Source organism: Rhodopseudomonas palustris (genome assembly GCF_013415845.1).
Classification (GTDB): domain Bacteria; phylum Pseudomonadota; class Alphaproteobacteria; order Rhizobiales; family Xanthobacteraceae; genus Rhodopseudomonas; species Rhodopseudomonas palustris_F.
Map to the genome: position 1 here is coordinate 5,191,813 of NZ_CP058907.1, position 22,591 is coordinate 5,214,403.

At 67.3% G+C, this 22,591-nt stretch carries 17 protein-coding genes; 10 read left to right on the forward strand and 7 right to left on the reverse strand.

Annotated features, from left to right (window positions below; translation table 11 throughout):
* Positions 1 to 194 precede the first annotated feature (194 nt).
* The 3 genes from polA to HZF03_RS23785 all read left to right on the forward strand — a co-directional run bounded on the left by polA (position 195) and on the right by HZF03_RS23785 (position 5,318).
* Positions 195 to 3,524, forward strand: coding sequence for a DNA polymerase I (polA, locus tag HZF03_RS23775; protein WP_165858157.1), 3,330 nt, complete (start codon positions 195 to 197; stop codon positions 3,522 to 3,524).
* Positions 3,525 to 3,848: 324 nt separating this feature from the next.
* Complete coding sequence (gene pyrE / locus HZF03_RS23780; protein WP_012497843.1) at positions 3,849 to 4,412, forward strand: orotate phosphoribosyltransferase; 564 nt, start codon at positions 3,849 to 3,851, stop codon at positions 4,410 to 4,412.
* A gap of 102 nt (positions 4,413 to 4,514) precedes the next feature.
* Positions 4,515 to 5,318, forward strand: a complete 804-nt coding sequence (locus HZF03_RS23785) for a DUF2865 domain-containing protein (protein WP_234832301.1) — start codon at positions 4,515 to 4,517, stop codon at positions 5,316 to 5,318.
* A 275-nt stretch (positions 5,319 to 5,593) separates the two neighbouring features.
* On the opposite strand, the gene HZF03_RS23790 is transcribed toward HZF03_RS23785, so the two are convergent.
* Positions 5,594 to 6,025, reverse strand: a complete 432-nt coding sequence (locus HZF03_RS23790; RefSeq protein ID WP_011160258.1) for a hypothetical protein — start codon at positions 6,023 to 6,025, stop codon at positions 5,594 to 5,596.
* A 282-nt stretch (positions 6,026 to 6,307) separates the two neighbouring features.
* Here HZF03_RS23790 and HZF03_RS23795 point away from each other — a divergent pair, with 282 nt between their 5' ends.
* The 4 genes from HZF03_RS23795 to HZF03_RS23810 all read left to right on the forward strand — a co-directional run bounded on the left by HZF03_RS23795 (position 6,308) and on the right by HZF03_RS23810 (position 12,844).
* Positions 6,308 to 8,854 (forward strand): glycogen/starch/alpha-glucan phosphorylase, encoded by a 2,547-nt coding sequence (locus HZF03_RS23795; RefSeq protein WP_165858158.1) that lies wholly within the window; start codon positions 6,308 to 6,310, stop codon positions 8,852 to 8,854.
* A 279-nt stretch (positions 8,855 to 9,133) separates the two neighbouring features.
* Positions 9,134 to 9,967, forward strand: coding sequence for an acyl-CoA thioesterase (locus HZF03_RS23800; RefSeq protein WP_011160260.1), 834 nt, complete (start codon positions 9,134 to 9,136; stop codon positions 9,965 to 9,967).
* A gap of 55 nt (positions 9,968 to 10,022) precedes the next feature.
* The gene (gene rocF, locus HZF03_RS23805; protein ID WP_119019438.1) at positions 10,023 to 11,006 is read left to right on the forward strand and encodes an arginase; all 984 of its coding nucleotides are present in this window, start codon (positions 10,023 to 10,025) and stop codon (positions 11,004 to 11,006) included.
* Between the two features lie 218 nt (positions 11,007 to 11,224).
* Positions 11,225 to 12,844, forward strand: a complete 1,620-nt coding sequence (locus tag HZF03_RS23810; protein WP_011160262.1) for an ABC-F family ATP-binding cassette domain-containing protein — start codon at positions 11,225 to 11,227, stop codon at positions 12,842 to 12,844.
* 147 nt (positions 12,845 to 12,991) lie between these two features.
* Here HZF03_RS23810 and HZF03_RS23815 read toward each other — a convergent pair whose 3' ends face one another.
* A complete protein-coding gene (locus HZF03_RS23815; RefSeq protein ID WP_119019842.1) occupies positions 12,992 to 14,185 on the reverse strand; it encodes a DUF2125 domain-containing protein in 1,194 nt (397 codons plus the stop codon).
* Positions 14,186 to 14,345: 160 nt separating this feature from the next.
* Between HZF03_RS23815 and HZF03_RS23820 the strand changes: the two genes are divergently transcribed.
* A complete protein-coding gene (locus HZF03_RS23820; RefSeq protein WP_119019843.1) occupies positions 14,346 to 14,924 on the forward strand; it encodes a gamma-glutamylcyclotransferase in 579 nt (192 codons plus the stop codon).
* 16 nt (positions 14,925 to 14,940) lie between these two features.
* Here the strand turns inward: HZF03_RS23820 and HZF03_RS23825 are convergent, their stop codons facing one another.
* From HZF03_RS23825 to ftsE, 4 genes are all read right to left on the reverse strand, one after another.
* A complete protein-coding gene (locus HZF03_RS23825) occupies positions 14,941 to 15,750 on the reverse strand; it encodes a lysophospholipid acyltransferase family protein (protein WP_011160265.1) in 810 nt (269 codons plus the stop codon).
* A gap of 13 nt (positions 15,751 to 15,763) precedes the next feature.
* Positions 15,764 to 16,489, reverse strand: a complete 726-nt coding sequence (locus tag HZF03_RS23830) for a YdcF family protein (RefSeq protein ID WP_119019875.1) — start codon at positions 16,487 to 16,489, stop codon at positions 15,764 to 15,766.
* Positions 16,490 to 16,644: 155 nt separating this feature from the next.
* Positions 16,645 to 17,631, reverse strand: a complete 987-nt coding sequence (locus HZF03_RS23835; RefSeq protein ID WP_012497851.1) for a cell division protein FtsX — start codon at positions 17,629 to 17,631, stop codon at positions 16,645 to 16,647.
* Positions 17,624 to 18,283 (reverse strand): cell division ATP-binding protein FtsE, encoded by a 660-nt coding sequence (ftsE, locus tag HZF03_RS23840; RefSeq protein WP_011160268.1) that lies wholly within the window; start codon positions 18,281 to 18,283, stop codon positions 17,624 to 17,626. Before ftsE ends, HZF03_RS23835 begins: the two co-directional genes overlap by 8 nt.
* A gap of 143 nt (positions 18,284 to 18,426) precedes the next feature.
* On the opposite strand from ftsE, the gene HZF03_RS23845 reads away from it, so the two are divergent.
* A complete protein-coding gene (locus HZF03_RS23845) occupies positions 18,427 to 19,323 on the forward strand; it encodes an MJ0042-type zinc finger domain-containing protein (RefSeq protein ID WP_011160269.1) in 897 nt (298 codons plus the stop codon).
* Between the two features lie 59 nt (positions 19,324 to 19,382).
* Positions 19,383 to 19,763 carry a response regulator gene (locus tag HZF03_RS23850; RefSeq protein WP_119019876.1) on the forward strand — a complete coding sequence of 127 codons (381 nt, stop codon included), beginning with the start codon at positions 19,383 to 19,385 and terminating at the stop codon, positions 19,761 to 19,763.
* Between the two features lie 198 nt (positions 19,764 to 19,961).
* Here the strand turns inward: HZF03_RS23850 and HZF03_RS23855 are convergent, their stop codons facing one another.
* The gene (locus HZF03_RS23855) at positions 19,962 to 22,523 is read right to left on the reverse strand and encodes a TIGR02302 family protein (RefSeq protein WP_119019877.1); all 2,562 of its coding nucleotides are present in this window, start codon (positions 22,521 to 22,523) and stop codon (positions 19,962 to 19,964) included.
* Positions 22,524 to 22,591: the final 68 nt, after the last annotated feature.

Consider the following 22,591-nt stretch of genomic DNA (forward strand, 5'->3'; position numbering starts at 1 on the left):
ACGCGCGAGCCCGGAATCCATAACCACCGCGGGGAGTATGGATTCCGGGCCTGCGCGCAAGCGCGCATCCCGGAATGACGAACGATGGTGTCTTCGAGTGGCCGGGTTCGCCCGGCCTTTTTCGTTGGCGTCCCCGGCGGATCTGGTGGCTGGAAAGGGGTGTCAAACGCCGCGGGACCGCCTAGATTGCGGCCATGCCGAAAACGACCAAGTCCGCCGCTGCGACGCCTGCCGCTTCCTCCGCCACGCCCCCTGCCCCCGTCGGCGTCAAGCCGCCCGGCAAGGGCGACCACATCTTTCTGGTCGACGGCTCGTCGTACATCTTCCGGGCCTATCACGCGCTGCCGCCGCTGAACCGCAAGTCGGACGGGCTGCAGGTCAATGCCGTGCTCGGCTTCTGCAACATGCTGTGGAAGCTGCTCCGCGACATGCCGCCGGAGAACCGGCCGACGCATCTCGCCATCATCTTCGACAAGTCGGAAGTCACCTTCCGCAACCATCTCTACCCCGAATACAAGGCGCACCGGCCGCCGGCGCCTGAGGATCTGATCCCGCAATTCGCCCTGATCCGCGAGGCGGTGCGGGCGTTCGACCTGCCGTGCCTGGAACAGTCCGGCTTCGAGGCCGACGATCTGATCGCCACTTACGTGCGAGAGGCGTGCGAGGCAGGGGCCACGGCGACGATCGTGTCGTCCGACAAGGACCTGATGCAGCTCGTGACCGACTGCGTGGTGATGTACGACACCATGAAGGACCGCCGCATCGGCGTGCCCGAGGTGATCGAGAAATTCGGCGTGCCGCCCAACAAGGTGGTCGAAGTCCAGGCGCTCATAGGCGACTCGGTCGACAATGTGCCAGGGGTTCCAGGAATAGGTCCTAAAGCTGCAAGCACGCTCATAAACGAACTCGGCTCACTCGACCGAATTCTCTCGGCTGAGCAAGATCCCGAGACGGTGGAGGCACAATTAAAGTCAAATCTGGCGGCGCTGGAGGCGCGAATCTCCGAGATAGCTGGAGAACCTGTAAAGCTGAGCTCTGGAGCGCAGGTTGGACGCATCTTGGAAGAGAAGTTTGGCCAAACCGCACTTCCAAAAGACAAGAAAGGAAACTCATCCGCAGATACAGCCACGATCGAACGGCTGGCGGGCGAGGGCAATGAATTCTGCAAGCTAATTCTAAATGCTCGGAATTTGTCCCGGGCAATAGGTGGCACGGTAGCAAAGATCGTCGCGAACAAGGACCTTGCTATCATCTCCCGCAAGCTGGTGCTGCTCGACGACCATGTGCAATTAGAGGTGCCGCTGGAAGAGCTGGCCGTGCACGAGCCCGACGCGCGAAAACTGGTGGCGTTCCTCAAGGCGATGGAATTCACCACGCTGACGCGGCGCGTCGCCGACTACGCGCAGATCGATCCGTCGGATGTCGAGGCCGAGACGGCGTTGAAGTCTGCCGTTCCGCCGCTTGCGAAGAGCGCGCCCCCGAGCGGCGACCTGTTTGCGGGCCAGGAGCCCTCACCCCAGCCCTCTCCCGCAGGCGGGGGAGGGAGCGCGCCGAGTCCGGGCCAAGGTGGTCCGCTGAATGCCGGGCGCGGGCGCGACGGCAGGCCGGGCGTCGTGCTGTCGCCGGAGGCGCTGGTGGCGGCGCGGGCCGAGGCCGCCCGCAAGATTCCGGTCGACCGCACTGCCTACAAGACTTTGCGCAGCCTCGACGAACTGCACGGCTTCATCGCCCGCATCCACGACACCGGCGTCGTCGCGCTTGAAGCGGCCGCGACCTCGATCGATCCGATGCAGGCGGAGCTGATCGGCCTCGCTTTGGCGCTCGGCCCGAACGACGCCTGCTACATTCCGCTCGCCCACAAGCAGAGCGGCGACGGTGACGGGCTGTTCGCCGCCGGCCTCGCGCCCGACCAGATCGGCCCCCGCGACGCGCTCGATGCGCTGCAGCCGATCCTGGAATCCGCAGGCGTCGCCAAGGTCGGCTTCGCGATCAAATTCGCCGCGGTGCTGCTGGCGCAGCACGGCCTGACCTTGCGCAACATCGACGATCCGCAGCTGATGTCCTACGCGCTCGACGCCGGCCGCGGCAGCCACGCGCTCGATGCGCTCTCCGAAAGCAATCTCGGCCACACCCTGCACACGCTCACTGAGCTGACCGGCACCGGCAAAAACAAGATCGGCTTCGATCAGGTGCCGGTCGACCGTGCCACCGCCTACGCGGCCGAACGCGCCGACGTGAGCTTGCGGCTGGCCCGCGTGCTGAAGCCGCGCCTCGTCGCAGGCAGCATGACGGCGGTGTACGAGACGCTGGAGCGCCCTCTTGTCGGCGTGCTGGCGCGGATGGAGCGGCGCGGCATCTCGATCGACCGACAGGTGCTGGCGCGGCTGTCGGCGGATTTCGCCCAGACTGCGGCGCGGATCGAGGCCGAGATCCGCGAGCTCGCCGGCGAGGACATCAACATCGGCAGCCCGAAGCAGCTCGGCGATATCCTGTTCGGCAAGATGGGCCTGCCGGGCGGCAGCAAGACCAAGACCGGCGCGTGGTCGACCTCGGCGCAGGTGCTGGACGAACTCGCCGAGCAGGGCCACGAATTCCCGAAGAAGATTCTGGAGTGGCGGCAGGTCAGTAAGCTGCGCTCGACCTACACCGACGCGCTGCCGAATTACGTTCATCCGCAGACCCACCGCGTCCACACCACCTATGCGCTCGCCGCCACCACCACCGGTCGGCTGTCGTCGAACGAGCCGAACCTGCAGAACATCCCGGTGCGCACCGAGGACGGCCGCAAGATCCGCCGCGCTTTCGTGGCGACGCCCGGCAACAAGCTGGTGTCGGCGGACTATTCGCAGATTGAACTGCGGCTCTTGTCCGAAGTCGCCGACGTGCCGGCGCTGCGCAAGGCGTTCCAGGACGGCATCGACATTCACGCGATGACGGCGTCCGAGATGTTCGGCGTGCCGGTCGAGGGCATGCCGTCGGAAATTCGCCGCCGGGCGAAAGCGATCAATTTCGGCATCATCTACGGCATCTCGGCATTCGGCCTCGCCAACCAGCTGAGCATTCCGCGCGAGGAAGCCGGCGCCTACATCAAGCGCTACTTCGAGCGCTTCCCCGGCATCCGCGCCTATATGGACGAGACGCGGGATTTCTGCCGGTCGCACGGCTATGTCACCACGCTGTTCGGCCGCAAATGCCACTACCCGGACATCAAGGCATCCAATCCGTCGATCCGCGCCTTCAACGAGCGCGCCGCCATCAACGCAAGGCTGCAGGGCTCCGCCGCCGACATCATCCGCCGCGCCATGGTGCGGATGGAAGACGCGCTGGCCGAGAAGAAGCTCTCGGCGCAGATGCTGCTGCAGGTCCACGACGAACTGATCTTCGAAGTGCCGGAGGCCGAAGTCGAGGCGACGCTGCCGGTGGTCCGCGCGGTGATGCAGGACGCGCCGTTCCCGGCTGTGCTGCTGAATGTGCCGCTGCAGGTGGATGCACGGGCGGCGGACAATTGGGACGAGGCGCATTAGTGCCAGCCCTTCGTTGTGACGCACTGATCCGCAGCAGGCACTGAGCAACCTCTCCCGCGTGCGGGAGAGGTCGGATCGCGCAGCGATCCGGGTGAGGGCACTCCCCTCCACGAAACGCGGACTCACTGCTTGGAGCGCCCTCACCCCAACCCTCTCCCGCGGGCGGGAGAGGGAGCGCGCTGTGCTGGGGGCGCTGCTGCGGTCCTGGAATGCAGCGCGGATGAGGCGACGACGGTTAATACCTCCACCGCGCCGCTGGCATCGGCGCGGTCTCGGGGATAAATTGCGGCGTTTTCCGCAAAGCTGAAGCTAGAGAGTCCGCCCGTGTCCAAATCCGCGTCCCGCGCCCGCCTTGCCGACATCATCCGCACCCGTTCGTTCGGCCGGGGAGAGATCACGCTCGCGTCGGGTCGCAAGAGCGACTTCTACTTCAACCTGAAGCCGACGATGCTCGATCCCGAGGGCGCGGCGCTGCTGGCGGAATTGACCTACGAGACGCTGCGCGACGAGAAGGTCGATTATGTCGGCGGGCTGGAGATGGGCGCGGTGCCGCTGGCCGGCGCGATCGCGCAGCTGTCCTGGCTGAAGAACCATCCGATTTCGGCATTCTTCGTGCGCAAGAAGCCGAAGGAGCACGGCGCGCGGCTGTCCGTCGAAGGGCTGGCGAAGGGCGAGAGCCTGGCCGGCAAGCGCTGCGTCATCGTCGAGGACGTCACCACCACCGGCGGCTCGGCCATCAAGGCGGTCGAAGCGGTGAAGGAATCCGGCGCCGAGATCGTGCTGGTGCTGACCATGGTCGACCGCGAAGAAGGCGCGACCGAAGCGTTCGCCGCAGCCGGCTTGCCGTTCCGGTCGCTGTACAAGGCCAGCGAGTTCCTCAACGTCTGAGTGCAGGCGCGGCCGCCGGAAACCCGGCGTTTACCATCCCATCCTAAAGTCGCGACCAACAGCGGCCTTGCCGCAGGGTGGTCGCGTCGGTGGAGTGGGCGTTTGCGTCATTTGCTTACCAGTTCGCGCCTGCGGCGCAGCGCCCTCGCTCTCGGGGCCGTGCTCGCCGTCCCGATGATCGCCGCGCCCGAAATCGCCTCAGCCCAGAACCTGCTGGATTTCCTGTTCGGCGGCGCCGGCCCGCAACGGCCGCAGGAACGCGGGGCCCCGGCTCAGGCCAATTTCTTCGCCGACCCGTTCGGCCTCAATCAGCAAAACCAGCAGCCGCAACCGCAGCGCCAGGCGTCCGCCGGCGGCGGCCCGGCGTTCTGCGTGCGCAGCTGCGATGGCAAGTACTTCCCGCTGCAGATCCGCGCCGGGGCCAGCCCGGCCCAGATGTGCCAGGCGTTCTGCCCGGCCGGCAACGCCAAGGTGTATTACGGCAGCCAGATCGACGGCGCCCGCGCCGCCAATGGCGAGCGCTACGCCGACTCGCCCAACGCCTTCGCCTATCGCAAGGCGCTGAAGGAGGACTGCACCTGCAACGGCCGTGATCCGGCGGGCCTCGCGCAGATCGACCTGTCGCAGGACAACTCGCTGCGCGCCGGCGACATCGTCGCCACCGCCAACGGCCTCGTCGCCTATACGGGCGTGCGACTGGGTGTCGAGCAGACGCCCGACTTCACCCCGGTTGCCGACTATCCGGGCCTAACCGCCAGCCTGCGCGCCCGCCTCGGCGAGATGAAGGTCGCTCCGGTCAACGAGCAGATCGCCGAACAGGCGCCCCCCGCGCTCGGCCGCGACGTCTCGCTGCCGGTCGAGCCCCCGAAGCCGATCCCCCACGGCCGCCGCGCCGGGATCGAGTAGTCTCTCTCTCTCACTCACCGTCATTCCGGGACGCTCGCGCCAGCGAGCGGACCCGGAATCTCGAGATTCAGGGTACTTCGGCGGCGCAGCTGGGGGAGACGCCTCGGACAAATAACCGCGAGATTCCGGGTTCGCTCACTTCGTGAGCGCCCCGGAATGACTCCCGTAAAGGCTTCGCTCGCCCCGGAATGACACCTAGGGCTTGAGGGCTTCGCGCGCTGGAAAGACTTGGACGACTAGGAGCTAGAAACCTAGAAGCCTAGGAGCCTCGACGCCTACCTGCCGACGATCACCCCGATCACGTTCGGGGCGGCGAGGTAGGATTCTTCGAGGTGGGCGCGGGCGGCGGCGCGGTTTTCGGCGGTGAGCAGGCCGCGGGCTTCGGCCAGGATCATCCAGCAATAGCCCCACCAGTCGGTGAGCATCCCGGTGTCGTCGACCAGGTCGTAGCCGTGCTCGGCGGCGAAGATCCGCGCGGTGCCCTCGTCGAGGGTGTCGAGCCAGCTCAGATCAGCAGGATCGAACATCTCGTCGACCAGATCGTCCGGGCAGTAACCCCAGATCGACACACACACCGCGTTGAACTCGCGGTCGAGCTGATCGTCATCGACCCATTGCCGGCGGGCGAGCTGATGCAGCCGCGACAGGGAGCGGGCGAAATCGGCGATCCGGGTGAGCGCCGTCTGATCGAAGGCGATGGTGGACATCTCGTCCTCGGAAGCTTGCTGAGACCATACATATAGACGGCGCACCGCGCCGAATCGCAATGATAACTCAAGACCTTGCAGAATGTTCTAAATTTGTTCTTATCGTCCCCGCCGGGCCTCGCCGCGGCACCCTGCGCCGAGCCTCGCCTCGTCCGTTCCCGCCGCGAAACTTCGCGCCGCCTCTGCGGCAGGCAACCTGACTCGCGCGTTTTTGCACAAAAGCCGGGCATCCCGCCGCAACGATGCCCTCGTCATGGGTTTCGATCCGGGACTATTGTTTGTATGGTCGTGGTCTCATCCGCTTGGAATGGTCACTTGCCCGTGCAGTCGCTACCAGAAAAAAATTCCTCCCAGTCGGCGCCTCTGGATGAGCTGGCGCTCGCGGAGATCAAGAGCGCAATCCTCGCCAAGCTGACGCTGGCGATCGGCAAGGAAGCCGCGCACGCGACCAAGCACGACTGGTACAAGGCCTCCGCCTTGGCGCTGCGTGACCGGATCGTGCACCGCTGGCTGGTGTCCGAGAAGGAGAGCTACGACGCCGGTCGCAAGCGGGTGTATTACCTGTCGCTCGAGTTCCTGATCGGCCGGCTGTTCACCGACTCGCTGAACAATATGGGCCTGCTGGCGCAGTTTGACGCCGCGCTCGGCGACCTCGGCGTCGGCCTCAACGACCTGCGCAAATGCGAACCCGACGCAGCGCTCGGCAATGGCGGCCTCGGCCGGCTCGCCGCCTGCTTCATGGAGAGCATGGCGACGCTGGAGATCCCGGCCTACGGCTACGGCATCCGCTACGATTACGGCCTGTTCCGCCAGATCATCAATCACGGCTGGCAGCAGGAATTCCCCGACGAGTGGCTGAGCTTCGGCAATCCGTGGGAGTTGCAGCGGCCGGAGGTCGTCTATCAGGTCAAGTTCGGCGGCCATGTCGACCAGGTCACCGACGCCAAGGGCTACACCCGCGCGGTGTGGACGCCGGGCGAGACGGTGCAGGCGATCGCCTACGACACCCCGATCGTCGGCTGGCGCGGCGAGCACGTCAACGCGCTGCGGCTATGGTCGGCGCGCGCGCCGGACCCGCTCTTGATCGACGTGTTCAACACCGGCGACTATCTCGGCGCCACCGCGCACGAGGCGCGCGCCGAAGCGATCTGCAAATTCCTGTATCCGAACGACGAGAGCCCGGCAGGCCGCGAGCTGCGGCTGCGCCAGGAGTACTTCTTCGTCTCCGCCTCGCTGCAGGACCTGATCAAGCGCCACCTGGATTCCGACGGCCAGATCCGCAACCTCGCCAAGAAGGCGGCAATCCAGCTCAACGACACCCATCCGTCGCTGGCGGTCGCCGAGCTGATGCGGCTCCTGGTCGACGTTCACGGCCTGCGCTGGGACGACGCCTGGCAGATCACCGTCGCGACGCTGAGCTACACCAACCATACGCTGCTGCCCGAAGCGCTGGAGACTTGGCCGCTCGACCTGTTCCAGCGCACGCTGCCGCGCCACCTCGAAATCATCTACCGAATCAACGAGGTGCATCTCGGCCTCGCCGAGGCGCGCAGCCCCGGCGATATCGAATTCCGCGCCTCGGTGTCGCTGATCGACGAGAAGGCCGGCCGCCGGGTGCGGATGGGCCACCTCGCCTTCATCGGCTCGCACCGCGTCAATGGCGTCTCGGCGATGCATTCCGACCTGATGAAGGAGACCGTGTTTCACGATCTCAACTTCCTCTACCCCGGCCGCATCACCAACAAGACCAACGGCATCACCTTCCGGCGCTGGCTGACGCTGGCCAATCCCGGCCTGACCGAGCTGGTCCGCTCGGTGGCCGGCGACGAGGTGCTGGACGATCCGACCCGGCTGGAACGGCTCGAAGCCTTCGCTGGCGACAGCGCGTTCCAGCAGCAGTTCCGCAGCGTCAAGCATCGCAACAAGGTGGCGCTGGCGCGGCTGATCGGCGAGCGCAACAACATCCGGATCGATCCGAGCGCGCTGTTCGACGTCCAGATCAAGCGCATCCACGAATACAAGCGGCAGCTGCTCAACGTGCTCGAGACCATCGCGCTGTATCAGGCGATCAAGGACGAGCCGAACCGCGACTGGGTCCCGCGCGTCAAGATCTTCGCCGGCAAGGCCGCGGCGAGCTATCGCTACGCCAAGCTGATCATCAAGTTGATCAACGACGTCGCCGAAGTGGTGAACAACGACGCCTCGATCGGCGGCAAGCTGAAAGTGGTGTTCCTCGCCGACTACAATGTCAGCCTCGCCGAGGTGATCATTCCGGCCGCCGACCTGTCGGAGCAGATCTCGACCGCCGGCATGGAAGCCTCCGGCACCGGCAACATGAAGCTGGCGCTGAACGGCGCGCTGACGATCGGCACGCTCGACGGCGCCAATATCGAGATCCGCGATCTGGTCGGCCCGGAGAACATCGCGATCTTCGGCATGGAAGCGCTTGAAGTGGTGGCGCGCCGCGCCCAGGGGCTCGACGCCACCGACGTCATCAACCGCTCGCCGCAGCTTGCCAACGCGATCCGCGCGATCGACTCCGGCGTGTTCTCGCCCGACGACCGTGCCCGGTTCGCCTCGGTGGCGCACGCGCTGCGCCACCTCGACCACTACATGGTGAGCGCCGATTTCGACAGCTACTACGAGGCCCAGCGCGGCATCGACGCGCGCTGGCGCGCCGGCTCCGCCTGGACCCGCGCCGGCATCCTCAACGTCGCCCGGATGGCGTGGTTCTCGTCCGACCGCACCATTCGCGAATACGCCGAAGAGATCTGGAACGTGCCGACCAAGCCGGCGACCCAGCCCTCCCCGGCACGGCAGGCGGGATAGCAGTCGCTCAGCCGAGCGTCGCGCACTTCTCCTCAGCCCGTCATTCCGGGGCGCGAGCATCGCTCGCGAACCCGGAATATCGAGATTCGGGGCACTCCTTTTTACAACACCTGCGAGATTCCGGGTTCGCGCGTTTCACGCGCGCCCCGGAATGACTTGCGTGTGGGCGCGCCGACGCCGCCCTCCATCATCACATGATGACCGACAGCCATTGCGCCCGGCTGCGCCGCGGTGCAAGCTGGCGGTGCATAACAAGAGCAACAACACGGGAAGCGCACCATGGACGCCAAGGTCGAGCACACTCCGCATCCGTTCGACGCCGCGACGCAGGTCGAACTCGACGGCGGCCGCTGGCAGGGCGCGACCAGCGACGATTACCATGCCTTCGTCGGCCAGTTCGGCGGCGCCACCGCGGCGACGCTGCTGCGCGCCCTGATGCAGCAGCCGGAGCGCGCCGGCGATCCGCTCGCCTTCACGGTGAATTTCTGCGCGCCGATCAGTGCCGGCAGCTTCGAACTGACGCCCCGGCTGATCAAGGCGACGCGCTCGACCCAGCATTGGGGCATCGAACTCAGCCAAGGCGACGCCGGCGTCGAAGTGTTCGCCACCGCGGTGTTCGCGCAGCGCCGAGACACCTGGACTCACCGGCCCGCCGAGATGCCGAAGACCGCCGCTTACGACGAAGCCCCGGTGTATGCGCGCGCCGGCGCTGCGGCGTCGTGGATCCGTCAGTTCGAGTTTCGCTTCGTCGAGAACGAGCCGAACTTCGGCGAGGGACCGCTGCCGGAGCCGGCGAGCCCGCATACCAAGGCCTGGATCGGCCACGCCGTGCCGCGTACGCTGGATTTGTTGTCGCTGTCAGCGATCGCGGATGCGTTCTTCGCGCGGATCTTCCACGTCCGCGGCGAACTGTTGCCGATCGGTACGGTATCGATGACGACGTATTTCCACGTCGACGCCGCCGATCTCGCCGCCGAGCCGATCACCGCGGTGCTCGGCGTCGCCGACGCCAACGTGTTTCACAAGAGCTTCTCCGATCAGACCGGCGAATTGTGGTCGCCGAGCGGGCGGCTGCTGGCGACCACGCATCAGATCACCTATTTCAAAGCCTGAGTTGGCGCAGCGCTCCGGCGCGCGCCGCGCGCGCATTTGAAGGGGCGTCACTCCCATGTCGCAGACCGACGTCGCTCACAGCGAGTCCGCACGCCGCGTCGCGCTGCTCGGCGTGCCGATCGAGATCGGCGCCGGGCTACGCGGCACGCTGATGGGACCGGCCGCGCTGCGCACCGCCGGCATCGGCCGCGTGCTCGATCAGCTCGGCTTTGCGGTCGAGGATCACGGCGACATGACGCGCCCGGCGCTGGACGGCGGCAACGATCCGGTGCCGGCCAACGCCAATTACTACAGCGAGGTGCGAAGCTGGGTCGGCGCGATCTCGGCGCGCGCCTACGAGCTGGCGCAGGCCGGCGCGGTGCCGCTGTTCATGGGCGGCGATCACAGCCTGTCGATGGGCTCGGTCAACGGCGTCGCGCGCTATTGGCAGAGCCAGGGCAAGCCGCTGTTCGTGCTGTGGCTCGACGCCCACGCCGACTACAACACCCCGGCCACCACGCTGACCGCCAACATGCACGGCATGTCGGCGGCGTTCCTGTGCGGCGAGCCGGGACTCGATCATCTGCTCGGCGACGAGCCGCGGGTGTCGATCCCGCCGAGCCGGCTCGATTTGTTCGGCATCCGCTCGATCGATCCGCTGGAGAAGGAACTGGTGCGGCAACGCGCGATCCCGGTGGTCGACATGCGGGCGATCGACGAATTCGGCGTCGCCGTGCTGATCCGCCGCGTCATCGACCGCGTCCGTGCCGCCGGCGGCGTGCTGCATCTTTCGTTCGACGTCGACGTGCTCGATCCCGCGGTCGCGCCCGGCGTCGGCACCACCGTGCCGGGCGGCGCCACCTATCGCGAGGCGCATCTGGTGATGGAGCTGCTGCACGACTCCGGCCTGGTCCGCTCGGTCGACATCGTCGAGCTCAATCCGTTCCTCGACGAACGCGGCCGCACCGCCCGCGTCGCGGTCGAGCTGCTCGGCAGCCTGTTCGGCATGCAGATCACCGACCGGGTGACGCCGAGCAACGCCGTGCTGCCGGAGGGATGAGGGCCCTCCCCGCGATGGTCATTCCGGGGCGCTTGCGCAGCAAGCGAACCCGGAATCTCGCAGTGGTGGAACGATAGAATCGCAAAACTCCTCGGGATTCCGGGTTCGCGCAGCTTCGCTGCGCGCCCCGGAATGACGCCGCGTTGGGCCGTCGAACTGGTATCGCTCGGCCATATCGGCTAAACGCGCCGCAGCATTTCTCCCCCCCGCGTGAGCCCATGATCCGTCTCGACAACATCTCCAAGCAGAACGGCCACCAGATCCTCTACATCGAAGCCTCCGCGACGCTGCTGCGGGGCGAGAAGATCGGGCTGGTCGGGCCGAACGGCTCCGGCAAGACCACGCTGTTCCGGATGATCACCGGGCAGGAACAGCCGGACGAAGGCCAGGTGTCGGTCGATCGCGGCCTGACCATCGGCTATTTCAGCCAGGACGTCGGCGAGATGAGCGGCCGCAGCGCGGTCGCCGAGACCATGGAGGGCGCCGGCCCGGTCAGCGAAGTCGCGGCCGAGCTGAAGGAGCTGGAGCACGCGCTGGCCGATCCGGACCGCGCCGACGAGATGGAACAGATCCTCGAACGCTACGGCGAGGTGCAGCACCGCTTCGAGGAACTCGACGGCTACGCGCTGGAAGGCCGCGCCCGCGAGGTGCTGGCGGGTCTCTCGTTCAGCCAGGAGATGATGGACGGCGACGTCGGCAATCTGTCGGGCGGCTGGAAGATGCGCGTCGCGCTCGCCCGCATCCTGTTGATGCGCCCCGACGTGATGCTGCTCGACGAACCGTCGAACCATCTCGACATCGAAAGCCTGATCTGGCTGGAGCAGTTCCTCAAGGGCTTCGAGGGCGCGCTCTTGATGACCTCGCACGACCGCGCCTTCATGAACCGCATCGTCAACAAGATCGTCGAGATCGATGCCGGCACGCTGACCAGCTACACCGGCGACTACGAATTCTACGAGGGCCAGCGCGCGCTGGCCGATAAGCAGCAGCAGGCGCAGTTCGAGCGGCAGCAGGCGATGCTGGCCAAGGAAGTGGCGTTCATCGAGCGCTTCAAGGCGCGCGCCTCGCACGCCGCCCAAGTGCAGAGCCGCGTCAAGAAGCTGGAGAAGATCGAGAAGGTCGAGCCGCCGCGCCGCCGCCAGATCATCGCGTTCGACTTCCTGCCGGCGCCGCGCTCGGGCGAAGACGTCGCCAGCCTCAGCCATGTCCGCAAGGCCTACGGCAATCACGTCATCTACGAGGATCTGGATTTCGCGATCCGCCGCCGCGAGCGCTGGTGCGTGATGGGCATCAACGGCGCCGGCAAGTCGACGCTGCTCAAGCTGGTCGCCGGCGCCACCGCGCCCGACGACGGCAGCGTGACGATCGGCGGCAGCGTCAAGATGGGTTACTTCGCCCAGCACGCGATGGATCTGATCGACGGCGAACTCACCGTGTTTCAGTCGCTGGAAGAATGGTTTCCGCAGGCCGGCCAGGGTAGCTTGCGCGCGCTCGCCGGCTGCTTCGGGTTCTCCGGCGACGACGTCGAGAAGCGCTGCCGCGTGCTGTCCGGCGGCGAGAAGGCCCGGCTGGTGATGGCCAAGATGCTGTACGACCCGCCGAACTTCCTGGTGCTCGACGAGCCGACCAACCACCTCGACATCGCCACCAAGGAAATGCTGATCAAGGCGCTCGCCGATTTCGAAGGCACCATGCTGTTCGTCTCGCACGACCGGCACTTTTTGGCCGCGCTGTCGAACCGCGTGCTGGAGCTGACCCCCGAAGGCGTCCACAAATACGGCGGCGGCTACACTGAATACGTCGCCCGCACCGGCCACGAGGCGCCGGGGCTGCATTGAGCAGCCGACCCCAACAACGTCGTCATGCGCGGGCTTGACCCGCGCATCCATCAAGCGCGTAGCGCGTCTTCAAACAGTTGTTGCAAAGACGATGGATGGCCGGGTCGAGCCCGGCCATAACGCTTGACGATGTGGAGTCCCATCGCCTCAGAACACCGGCCGCGTCTGCCCCACCTTCAGCGGGCCGAGCATCACGGCGCCTTCGACGAAGCGCAGCGGGAAGGCGCGGGCGGGGCGGCCTTCCAGGGTCGTCTCCTGGCCGAGCGCGTCGATGCCGGCGACGGCGGCGACGTTGGCGTTCTTGCGCACCACCTGGCCGAGGCCCGGAATGGCGCGGTCGAGCGCGCCGAGCACGTTGTTGACGTCCTTGGCGCGGACGCCGGGCGCGAGGCGATCGAGCGTCGATTGCGACACGCCCTGCTCCAGCATCTTGTCGATGCCGAGCTTGGGGATCACCTGGTCGAGCCCGGTGGCCACCATCTGCAATTCGCCGTCGACATAGCCCTGCGCGGTCAGCCCGAGCGAGCCGGTCGCAACCGCCACCATGTCGCCCTGCTGGATCCGCGCCTGCTCGAACTGGATGCGGCCGCCGGCGGCCTGGATCTCGCGGAAGCGCTGCGGCCACGGCTTGGGGCGGAAGTCCTTCAGGCCGCTGATCAGCAGACGCAGATGCGCGTCGAACGGATCGGCGAGCAGCGGATGCAGGTCCTGCACCGAGGTGCCGTCGAGGCTGAGATCGACCTCGAGCTGGCGCGGCTCGGCGCCGGCGGCCTCGCGCTGCCGGCCATGCAGCTCGGCGTGGCGGGCGCGCGCCAGCGGCACGCGGGTGTCGCCGCGGAAGCCATCGAGCGCCGGCTCGTCGAACACCAGCGCGACGCGCTCCGGCGTGCCCGGCAGCCCGGCGACGCTGCTGCGGGCGGTCTTCCAGTTCAGCTGCATCGACACCGGCTGGCCGCGGTCAGCGAAGCTCGCCGGCCCCTTGAACTCGGCAATCAGCAGGCTCGGCTGATACAGCGACGCCACCACCAGGATCTCGGCGAGCTTCGCCGTCAGCGGGGTCTGCGTGGCAGCCTGCTGGGCGGTCTGCGAGGTCAGCGCGACGGTGGCGTTCTCGCAGCGAACCTCAAGGCGGAACGGAAAGCCCGCCACCGAACGCTGGCCGCAATCATAGCTGCGGCCGGCAGCGGCTTCGCGCGCCCGCCACTGGTCGGCGATGCGGTCGACCTGACTGGCCGAGAATAGCCAGAACGCGCTCCAGGCGAGCGCCGCCAGCACCACCACGCCGGGGAGCAACAGCACCGGCCAGAGCGGGCGACGGGGGGAAATCGTGGAATCTGCCATCGCGCCTACTTAAGGGGAGAAGCCCAAAAAGGGAATCCGCGACCGCCTGCCGCACGCCATGCCGCGGACACGCGGCCGACCCGCGCGGCAAACCGCTCACGCTTCCAGGCCCGATGCGGTAAGGACTGAATTTGTCATTTGCACGATTGCCCCTGCACGCATGTCCACCAAAACACTCTCCGAACACGAACTGACCGCCGGCGACCTTTGGGTGTTCGGCTATGGCTCGCTGATGTGGAATCCCGGCTTCGACTTCGTCGAGCGGATACCGGCGCGGCTGATCGGCGAGCACCGGGCGCTGTGCGTGTATTCGTTCGTGCATCGCGGCACGCCGGAACAGCCCGGCCTGGTGCTCGGGCTCGACCGCGGCGGTGCCTGCCGCGGCATCGCGTTCCGCGTCGCCGATGCGCAGCGGATGCCCACGGTCGCTTACTTGCGCGAGCGCGAGCAGGTCACCAGCGTGTATCGCGAGGTCAAGCGCTCGGTGTGGCTGGAGGACGACGCGCGGCGGCGGATCAGCGCACTCACTTACGTGGTCGATCGCGGCCACGCGCAATATGCCGGCCGGCTGTCCTACGCCGAACAGCTTCGTCATGTGCGCCAGGGTCACGGCCGCTCCGGACCGAACCGCGATTATGTGATCGCCACCGTGAAGGCGCTGGAAACACAGGGCTGCCGCGACGTGCCGCTGCACCAGCTCGCCGAGGCGCTGCGCGACGAGGCGCCGGCGCCGCGCTGACCGAGGCGAGAGGCGATCAGCCGACCTGCTCGCTCTCCGGCTTCGGCGCCGGCTCGACCTGAGGCGGCACCGCGCTGGGTACGCGGCCGAACAGCTCCGCCTGCTCTTGGCGGGCCTCGGCGACCAGGCGGTTGGTGGCGGTTTCGACCACGTCGCTGAGCTGCCTCAAGAACTCGCGGCGGTCGAGGCCGGCCGGCAGCGGATCGAGGAATTCGACTACGATCGTGCCCGGATAACGCATGAACTGGCGCCGCGGCCAGAACAGCCCGGCGTTCAGCGCCACCGGCAGGCACGGCACGCCGCAGTCGACATAGATCTGGCCGACGCCGCTCTTGTAGTTCGGCGGCGCGTCGACCGGCCGGCGGGTGCCTTCCGGGAAGATGATCAGCTGCCGGCCGCGGCGCACTTCCTCGCGGGCGCGGCGCGCCATCTCGACCAGGGTCTTGACGCCGGCGGCGCGGTTGATCGCGATCATGCCGCCGCGCAGCAGGAGCTGACCGAACACCGGGAGCCAGGTCAGCTCGCGCTTGAGGATGTACAGCGGCTCGTCGAAGAACTGCAGCAGCGCGAAGGTTTCCCACATCGACTGGTGCTTCGGTGCGACGATCAGCGGCCCTTGCGGGATCTTCTCAAGGCCGCGGAATTCGACCTTGGTGCCGCAGATCAAACGCATCAGCCAGATGCTGTTCTGGCCCCACATCTTGGCGACCTTCACCACCGCCCGGCCGGAAAACAGTGCCGCCACGGTTGCGGCCAGCACCCAGCCCACCAGCACGATGTAGAACAGCACGTTGAAGATTAACGAACGCAGGAAGATCACGAACATCGGAACGGTCCGATCAGTTGGCGGCAGCGGTCGCCGGCTTGCGGGCGCCGGTCGGGTCGGTCTGCTCGGCCGGTTCGGGCATCACTTCGATGCCGAGCTTCGACAGGCGCACCCGCAGCTCGACCGCGAGGTATTTGGCGTATTCCGATAGCAAGAGCCGCAGCGTTCCGCCACTGGTCCACCACGGCTCGTCGCGCCACTTGTCGCCGATCACCGCGAACGGAATCAATTCGACGTCCGGCATGGCGTGGGACATTTCGGCGATCGCCCGCGGCATGTGGTAATTCGACGTCACTACGATCAGCGAGCGGAAGCCGCGCTCCTGCACCCAGCGCCGGGTTTCGGAGGCATTGCTGCGGGTATCGACTGCAGAGCGGTCGAGATCGACGCAGCAACTGAACCAGTCGCGGCTCTCCGGCACCGAGCGTGAAATGTCGCGGGCGCCATTGGTGCGGTGAACGCCGGAGATCAACAGCCGCTTGCCGTAGCCGGCCGCGAGCAATTCCACCGCGTCCGACACCCGCGACGAGCCGCCGGTCAACACCACGATGCCGTCGGCGTTGTGTCGCGGCTTCTGCTCGGCGCCGCGCAGTTGCGACAGAAACACCACGAAGCCACCCGCACCGACGAGGAAGCCGAGCGCCAGCACCGCCACGATGGTCGCGCGCAGCCGCCCGCTGCGTCGGACCGGGCGGTCAGACGACGGGGAGATCGGGTTGCGATCGGGCGACAGCTCCATGAGACGTGCGATAGACCTCGTTTGCGCGCCTTTCGCAGTCATCGCTGCGGCGGCGGAAGATGCCCGGACTCTAGTGCGATTTCGGGCGAAAGGGAGTCCGCCGGATGGTCGAACCGCCGGAGCGGTGCGGCGGTAGCGCGCCGGTCATCGGCGGCTCATTCGATCGAGTTCAGCGTGCTGAACAGCGTACGGCGCGAGGCCAAGGCGGTGATGCCGGCGATCAACACCGCCATGCCGGCGAGCGCCAGATAGCCGGTCGGGCGCAGCGAGAAGGTGCCGAGCAGCGCCGCGAACTGGTCGCCGACCGGCGTGCCGGAAAACCACGTCGCGACCGACTCCGAAAAGCCGAACACGAAGATCGCAGCGCCACCGCCGATCAGCCCGCCCTGCAGGCCGAGCAGCAGGAAGTGGCGGAAGAACCGATTGGCGATGTAGCTGTCGCTGGCGCCGACGAAATGCAGCACTTCGACGATCGGCCGGTTGGCCGCCATCGCGCCGCGGGTGGCGAACGATACCGAGATGACGGTGGCGACGATGACGAGGCCAAGCACGCCGATGCCGGCGAACACTGTGGCGCCGGTCATCGACCGCATCCGCTCGATCCAGGCACGATGGTCGTCGACCGTCGCGCTGGGCGCAGCCTCGGTGACGCGGCGGCGCAGTTCGGCAAGATCGAGCCCGCTGCCCGGAGCCGCGCGCGCCACGATCACCCGCGGCACCGGCAGATCGTCGAGCGACAGCCCGGTGCCGAGCCACGGCTCCAGCAGCTTGGCGGATTCGTCCTTGGTGAAGGTCCGGACCTCGACGACGCCGGGCTGGCTGCGCACCACCTCGGCGACGCGGTCGGCGTCGCGGTCGAGATCCCGGCCACGCAGCGAGCGCACCTGCACGGTGAGCTCGCTCGACACTTCGGACTGCCACTCCGCCGCCGAGGCGCTGATCAGCATCACCACGCCGGTGGTCATCGAGGCGAGGAACGTCATGATCGCCACCACGGCGACCAGCGCGCGGCCGGAGATCGACGCGCGCGGCACGATCGGCGACGCATTGCGCGCCTTCGGCGGCACCTGCGGGCGTTCGTGCCCGAGGTCCACCATGACGTCGCGTTCGTCGGCTCTGCGCAACGGCCCCTGCCTATTCATAAACGTGCAGCCGGCCCTGGTGCAGCACCAGGCGGCGCGCTTCGTACTGATCCATCAGATTGATGTCGTGGGTCGCGATCACCACCGCGGTCCCGGTCTTGTTCAATTCCACGAACAGCCGCAACAGCCGGCGCCCGAGCGTCGGATCGACGTTGCCGGTCGGCTCATCGGCGAGCAGCAGATGCGGCCGGCCGATCACCGCGCGGGCGATCGCGGCACGCTGCTTCTCGCCGCCCGACAGCACCGGCGGCAGCGCGTCCATCCGGTCGCCGAGCCCGACCCACTTCAACAGGTCGATAACCTCCTTGCGATAGCTCGACTCGTCGCGCCCGGTGACCCGGAACGGCAACGCCACGTTTTCATAGGTGGTCATGTGGTCGAGCAGGCGGAAGTCCTGCAGCACGATGCCGATACGCTGGCGCAGCGCCGCGACCTCGTCCTTGCCGAGCAGCGACACGTCGTTGCCGAACAGATTGACCAGACCGCGGGTCGGCCGCAGCGACAGGAATAGCAAGCGCAGCAGCGAGGTCTTGCCCGCGCCGGACGGTCCGGTCAGGAACTGGAACGAGTGCGCCGGAATTGCAAAGTTGAGGTCGCGGAGGATCTCCGGACCAAGCCCATAGCGCAGGCCGACATTTTCGAAGCGGACCACGTTCAGCTCCGATTTCGATCGGCGCGGGGAGAAAGGGCACGCCACGCCATCTGCCCGTGCCGCCGTTGTGAGGCGGTTATGGTTTCCGATTCGTTAACGGACGGCCGGTACGATCGGACGAACCTTATAGCCAGCGATTCGCCATGCATATCGTCTGCCCGCATTGTACGACATCCTATGCGATCGATCCGGCCAAACTGGGAGATGCCGGCCGGACGGTGCGTTGTTCCCGGTGCAAGGAAGTCTGGCTGGCACGGCCCGAAGACGTGCAGAGCGACGTCCGTGTCGCCGCCATGACGGTCGAAGAACAGCAGCCGGCCACCAACGACCTCGCCAATGATCCCGGATGGGGCGTGACCGAGGACGAGCAGGACACCCCGGTCGTCGAGAGCCCGCCGATCACCGCCGACCTGCCGGGGCAAGGCGACCAGGATCCGTTCACGCGCGCGCTCGCCAACGAGCCGGCACCGGGCGACGACGAGGAGCCGCTGCCGCCGCGACGCAAACGCAAGCCGTCGTTCGGAAGCAAGCGTAAGCCGCGCAGCATGAAGGAGCGGCTGACCGAGCTGCGCAAGGAGCCGCTGAAAGCCGCCAAGGGACTCTTGAACGCGCCGCTGGCGATCGCAGTGTTCGGTTCGGTGGCGCTCGGTCTGTTGATCTGGCGCGCCGACATCGTCCGGCTGATGCCGCAGACCGCGGCGTTCTATCGGCTGATCGGCTTCGAGGTGAACCTGCGCGGGCTGGCGATCAAGGACGTGCGGATCAGCCGCGAGACGGTGGAATCCAAACCGGTCCTGGTGATCCAGGGCGTGATCATCGGCCAAGCCAAAAAGACGGTCGACGTGCCGCGGCTACGGTTCTCGGTGCGCGATGCCAAGGGCACCGAGATCTACGCCTGGAACGCGGTCCTCGAACAACAGGCGCTGCGGCCGGGCGAGATCGCCTGGTTCAGAACGCGCCTCGCCTCGCCGCCGGCGGAGGCGCGCGCGATCGACGTGCGCTTCTTCAACCGGCGCGACATTGCCGCCGGCGGGGCCTGAGGGCATGATCAGTGTGGTTGCACGCGGCCCGGCGCCGGCCGCGACGAGGGAATAGAACAATGGCGCGCATCCTGATCGCCGACGACGAAGAATCGATGCGCCTGCTGGTCGCCCGCGCGATCGGCATGGACGGCCATGAGACGGTCACGGCCGAAGACGGCAGCGAAGCGCTGGAAATTCTCACCAGCCAGAACGGCAAGTTCGACCTGCTGCTGACCGACATCAAGATGCCGATCATGGACGGCATCGCGCTGGCACTCGCCGCGGCACGCGACTTTCCGGACCTGACGATCCTGTTGATGACCGGCTTCGCCGATCAGCGCGAACGCGCCTTCGGCCTCGACGCCATCGTGCACGACGTCGTCACCAAGCCCTTCTCGGTCGCCGACATCCGCACTGCGGTCGCCGATGCGCTGTCGGCGAAGAAGAGTAGTAGTTGACCCCCTCGCGGCGGACGATCAACGCACGCCCTAAGTAGCAGCGCGCTCCCTCTCCCGCCTGCGGGAGAGGGTTGGGGTGAGGGCGACGCGCGCAGTGAGTTTCCTATTTGGGGGAGCCGCCCCGCGCTCCAACTTCTGGATTCCGGGTTCGCTCGCTGCGCGAGCGCCCCGGAATGACGTGGCTGGCAAGGAGCCGACTTAGTAATCCTTCAGCAGCCGCTCGATGTAGTCGAGTTCGATCTGCGGGCGGCCGGAGTCGCCGAGGCGGCGGCGGAGTTCTTCGAGGATGCGGCGGACGCGCTGCACGTCGATTTCGCCGGGGATCTTCACGGTGAGATCGTCGCCCAAGTCGCGGCCGCGCAGCGGACGGCCGAGCGGATCGGTCTGATTGGCACCGCTCTGCTGACGGCCGGGGCGGTTGCCCTGGCCATCGCCCTGCCCGTCGCCATCGCCCTGCTGCATCGCTTCGGCGAGTTTCTGTGCGCCCTGGCGCAGCGCTTCCAGCGCGCGGCCTTGTGAGTCCACCGCACCGTCGGCATTGCCGTCGCCGAGCCGGCCTTCGGCATCGCCCATCGCCGAGTCGGCCTGGTCGAGACCGCCCTCGCCTTGCTGGCCCTGCTGCCCTTGCTGACCCTTTTCGCCCTTTTCGCCGCCGGGGCTCTGGCCGAGGCCGCGCTTGGCGAGCTCCTGCTGCAGCTTGCGCAGCCGGTCGTGCAGGTTCTGCTGATCCTGCTGCAGGTCGCCGAGGTTCTGCTCGCCGTCCTGGCCGCGCATCCGGTCGCGGCGCTGATCCTGGCCCTGCTTGTAGGTCTTGTCGCGGAGCTGCTGCTGTTTGCGGATCATGTCGCCGAGCTCGTTGAGCGCCTGCTCCATGTCGCCGCTGTCGCCGCCCTGGCCGGGCTGCGCCATCTGCAGGTTCTCCAGCATCTGCGCGAGCTGATCGAGCAGCTGCTTGGCGGCTTCCTTGTCGCCGGAACGCGACAGCCGCTCCATCCGCTGGATCATGTTTTCCAGATCCTGCTGCCGCATCACCTTGGTGTTCGGATCGAGCGGGCGGGCGAGCTGCTGCGGATTGTTGCGAAGCTGCTGAGCGAGCTGGCGCATATAGGTATCGAGCGCCGCGCGCAGCTTGTCGGTGAGCTGTTTGATTTCGTCGTCGGACGCACCGCGCTCCAGCGCGTCTTTGAGTGCGTCCTGCGCGGCACGCAGCGCCTTCTCGGCATCCGATGCATCGCCGTCTTCGATCGAGACCGCGAGCGACCACAAATTGCCAACGACTTCGCGCAGCGCATCGTCGGTACGGGCGCGTTCGAGCTGATCGGCGATGGTGTAGAGCCCGAGATACTGGCCGGCATCAGGCGTGAACACTTCCGGCGCGATCAGCAGCGCATCGAGTGCGGCGTACACCTGGCTATTCGCATTGGCATCGAGCGCCAGGATGCGGCGCTGCTCGATCAGCGCGCGCGCCAGCGGCTTGGTGAACAGCCGCTCCGGCAGCCGCATCGTGAACGGCTCGCTGTGGCCCTGATTGCTGGCCTCGTCCTTGGCGGTGAGCGTCAGCGTCACTTCGGCGCCCGCATAGGGATCTTCGCTGAAGTCCTTGACGGTCTGACCGACGCCTACGCGGGTGCGGGCATTCGGCAGCACCAGCTTGAACTGCGGCGCTTCGAACAGCGGCCGCGGCGCATCCCCCGGCTTGGCGCCCGGGGCCTTGGCGGGCGGCGCGGCGACGAATTGCGCCTCGGCCTCGGTGACCCCGTAATCGTCTTCGAGCTTGTAGGACAGTTGCAGCGAACCGCGCGCCTGGCGCTGCGGCTCCTTGGCGAGCGCAATCGCCGGCGGCTTGTCCGGGGTGGCGGTGAAGCTCCACGGTGCTTCGCTCGACGGCGCCCGGACCCGCGCGGTGCCGTCACCGGTGATGCGGAAATGCCGTTCGCTGGTGCCCTTCGGCGCGTCGCTGTCCGGCTTGACCTCGACCACGCCGCCGCCGACCGCGATGTCGAGATCACCGCCGCTGGAACGTACCAGCAGGGTCGAGCCGACCGGCACCGGCAACGGACCGCTGCCTGGGGTGCCCGGGTCCTTGTTGGAGGCGGCGGTGAGAATGATCGGCGGCTTGTTGGTATAGACCGGCGGCGTCACCCAGGCATCGACCCGGACGGTCGAGGGCGACATCGCGCCCTTCCAGTCGAACGCCGCCATCACCCGCGCGGAGCGCTCCTCGCCGGCGGCGAAGAACGTCGCGACCAGCAGGATCACCACCAGGGCGCGGAGCCCCCAGGGATCGTGGATCGGCAGCCGCGGCGACGGCAGGCCGGGCTTGAGGCCGCGGATCGTCGCCAGGGTGCGGTCGCGCTGCGCCTGCCACAGCGCCCGTGCGACCGGATCGCCGGAGGCCAGCGTGTCGCCGAGCGCCGTCGCCGGCCGGTGCTTCAGGCCGGTATTACCGTCGAGCCGCGCCAGCGCCTCGTCGCGGCTCGGCCAGCGGAACCTGATGGCGGGAATCAGCGCGGCAAGCGCCAGGGCCGACAGTAGTACCAAGCCGGCGATCCGCGCCGAAAACGGCAGGGCCAGCCACAGCCCAGCCCAGGACAGCGCCAGGAACAGGCCGACGACGCTCATCACCCGCGCCAGATGCGGCCACGCGCGCTCCCAGGCAATCGCCAGCGTCGCGCGCCCGATCGCCTTGTCCAGGTGCAGCCGCGCGACCGCCTCTTCATCGTGCGGGGCCTGCGACGGATCGGGAATGCTGCCGCTCAACCATCTCTCCGGGTTGCTGCTCACACGAGCGTAGCACAACGGCGGCAATGAGGCACCGCCCTGCAACC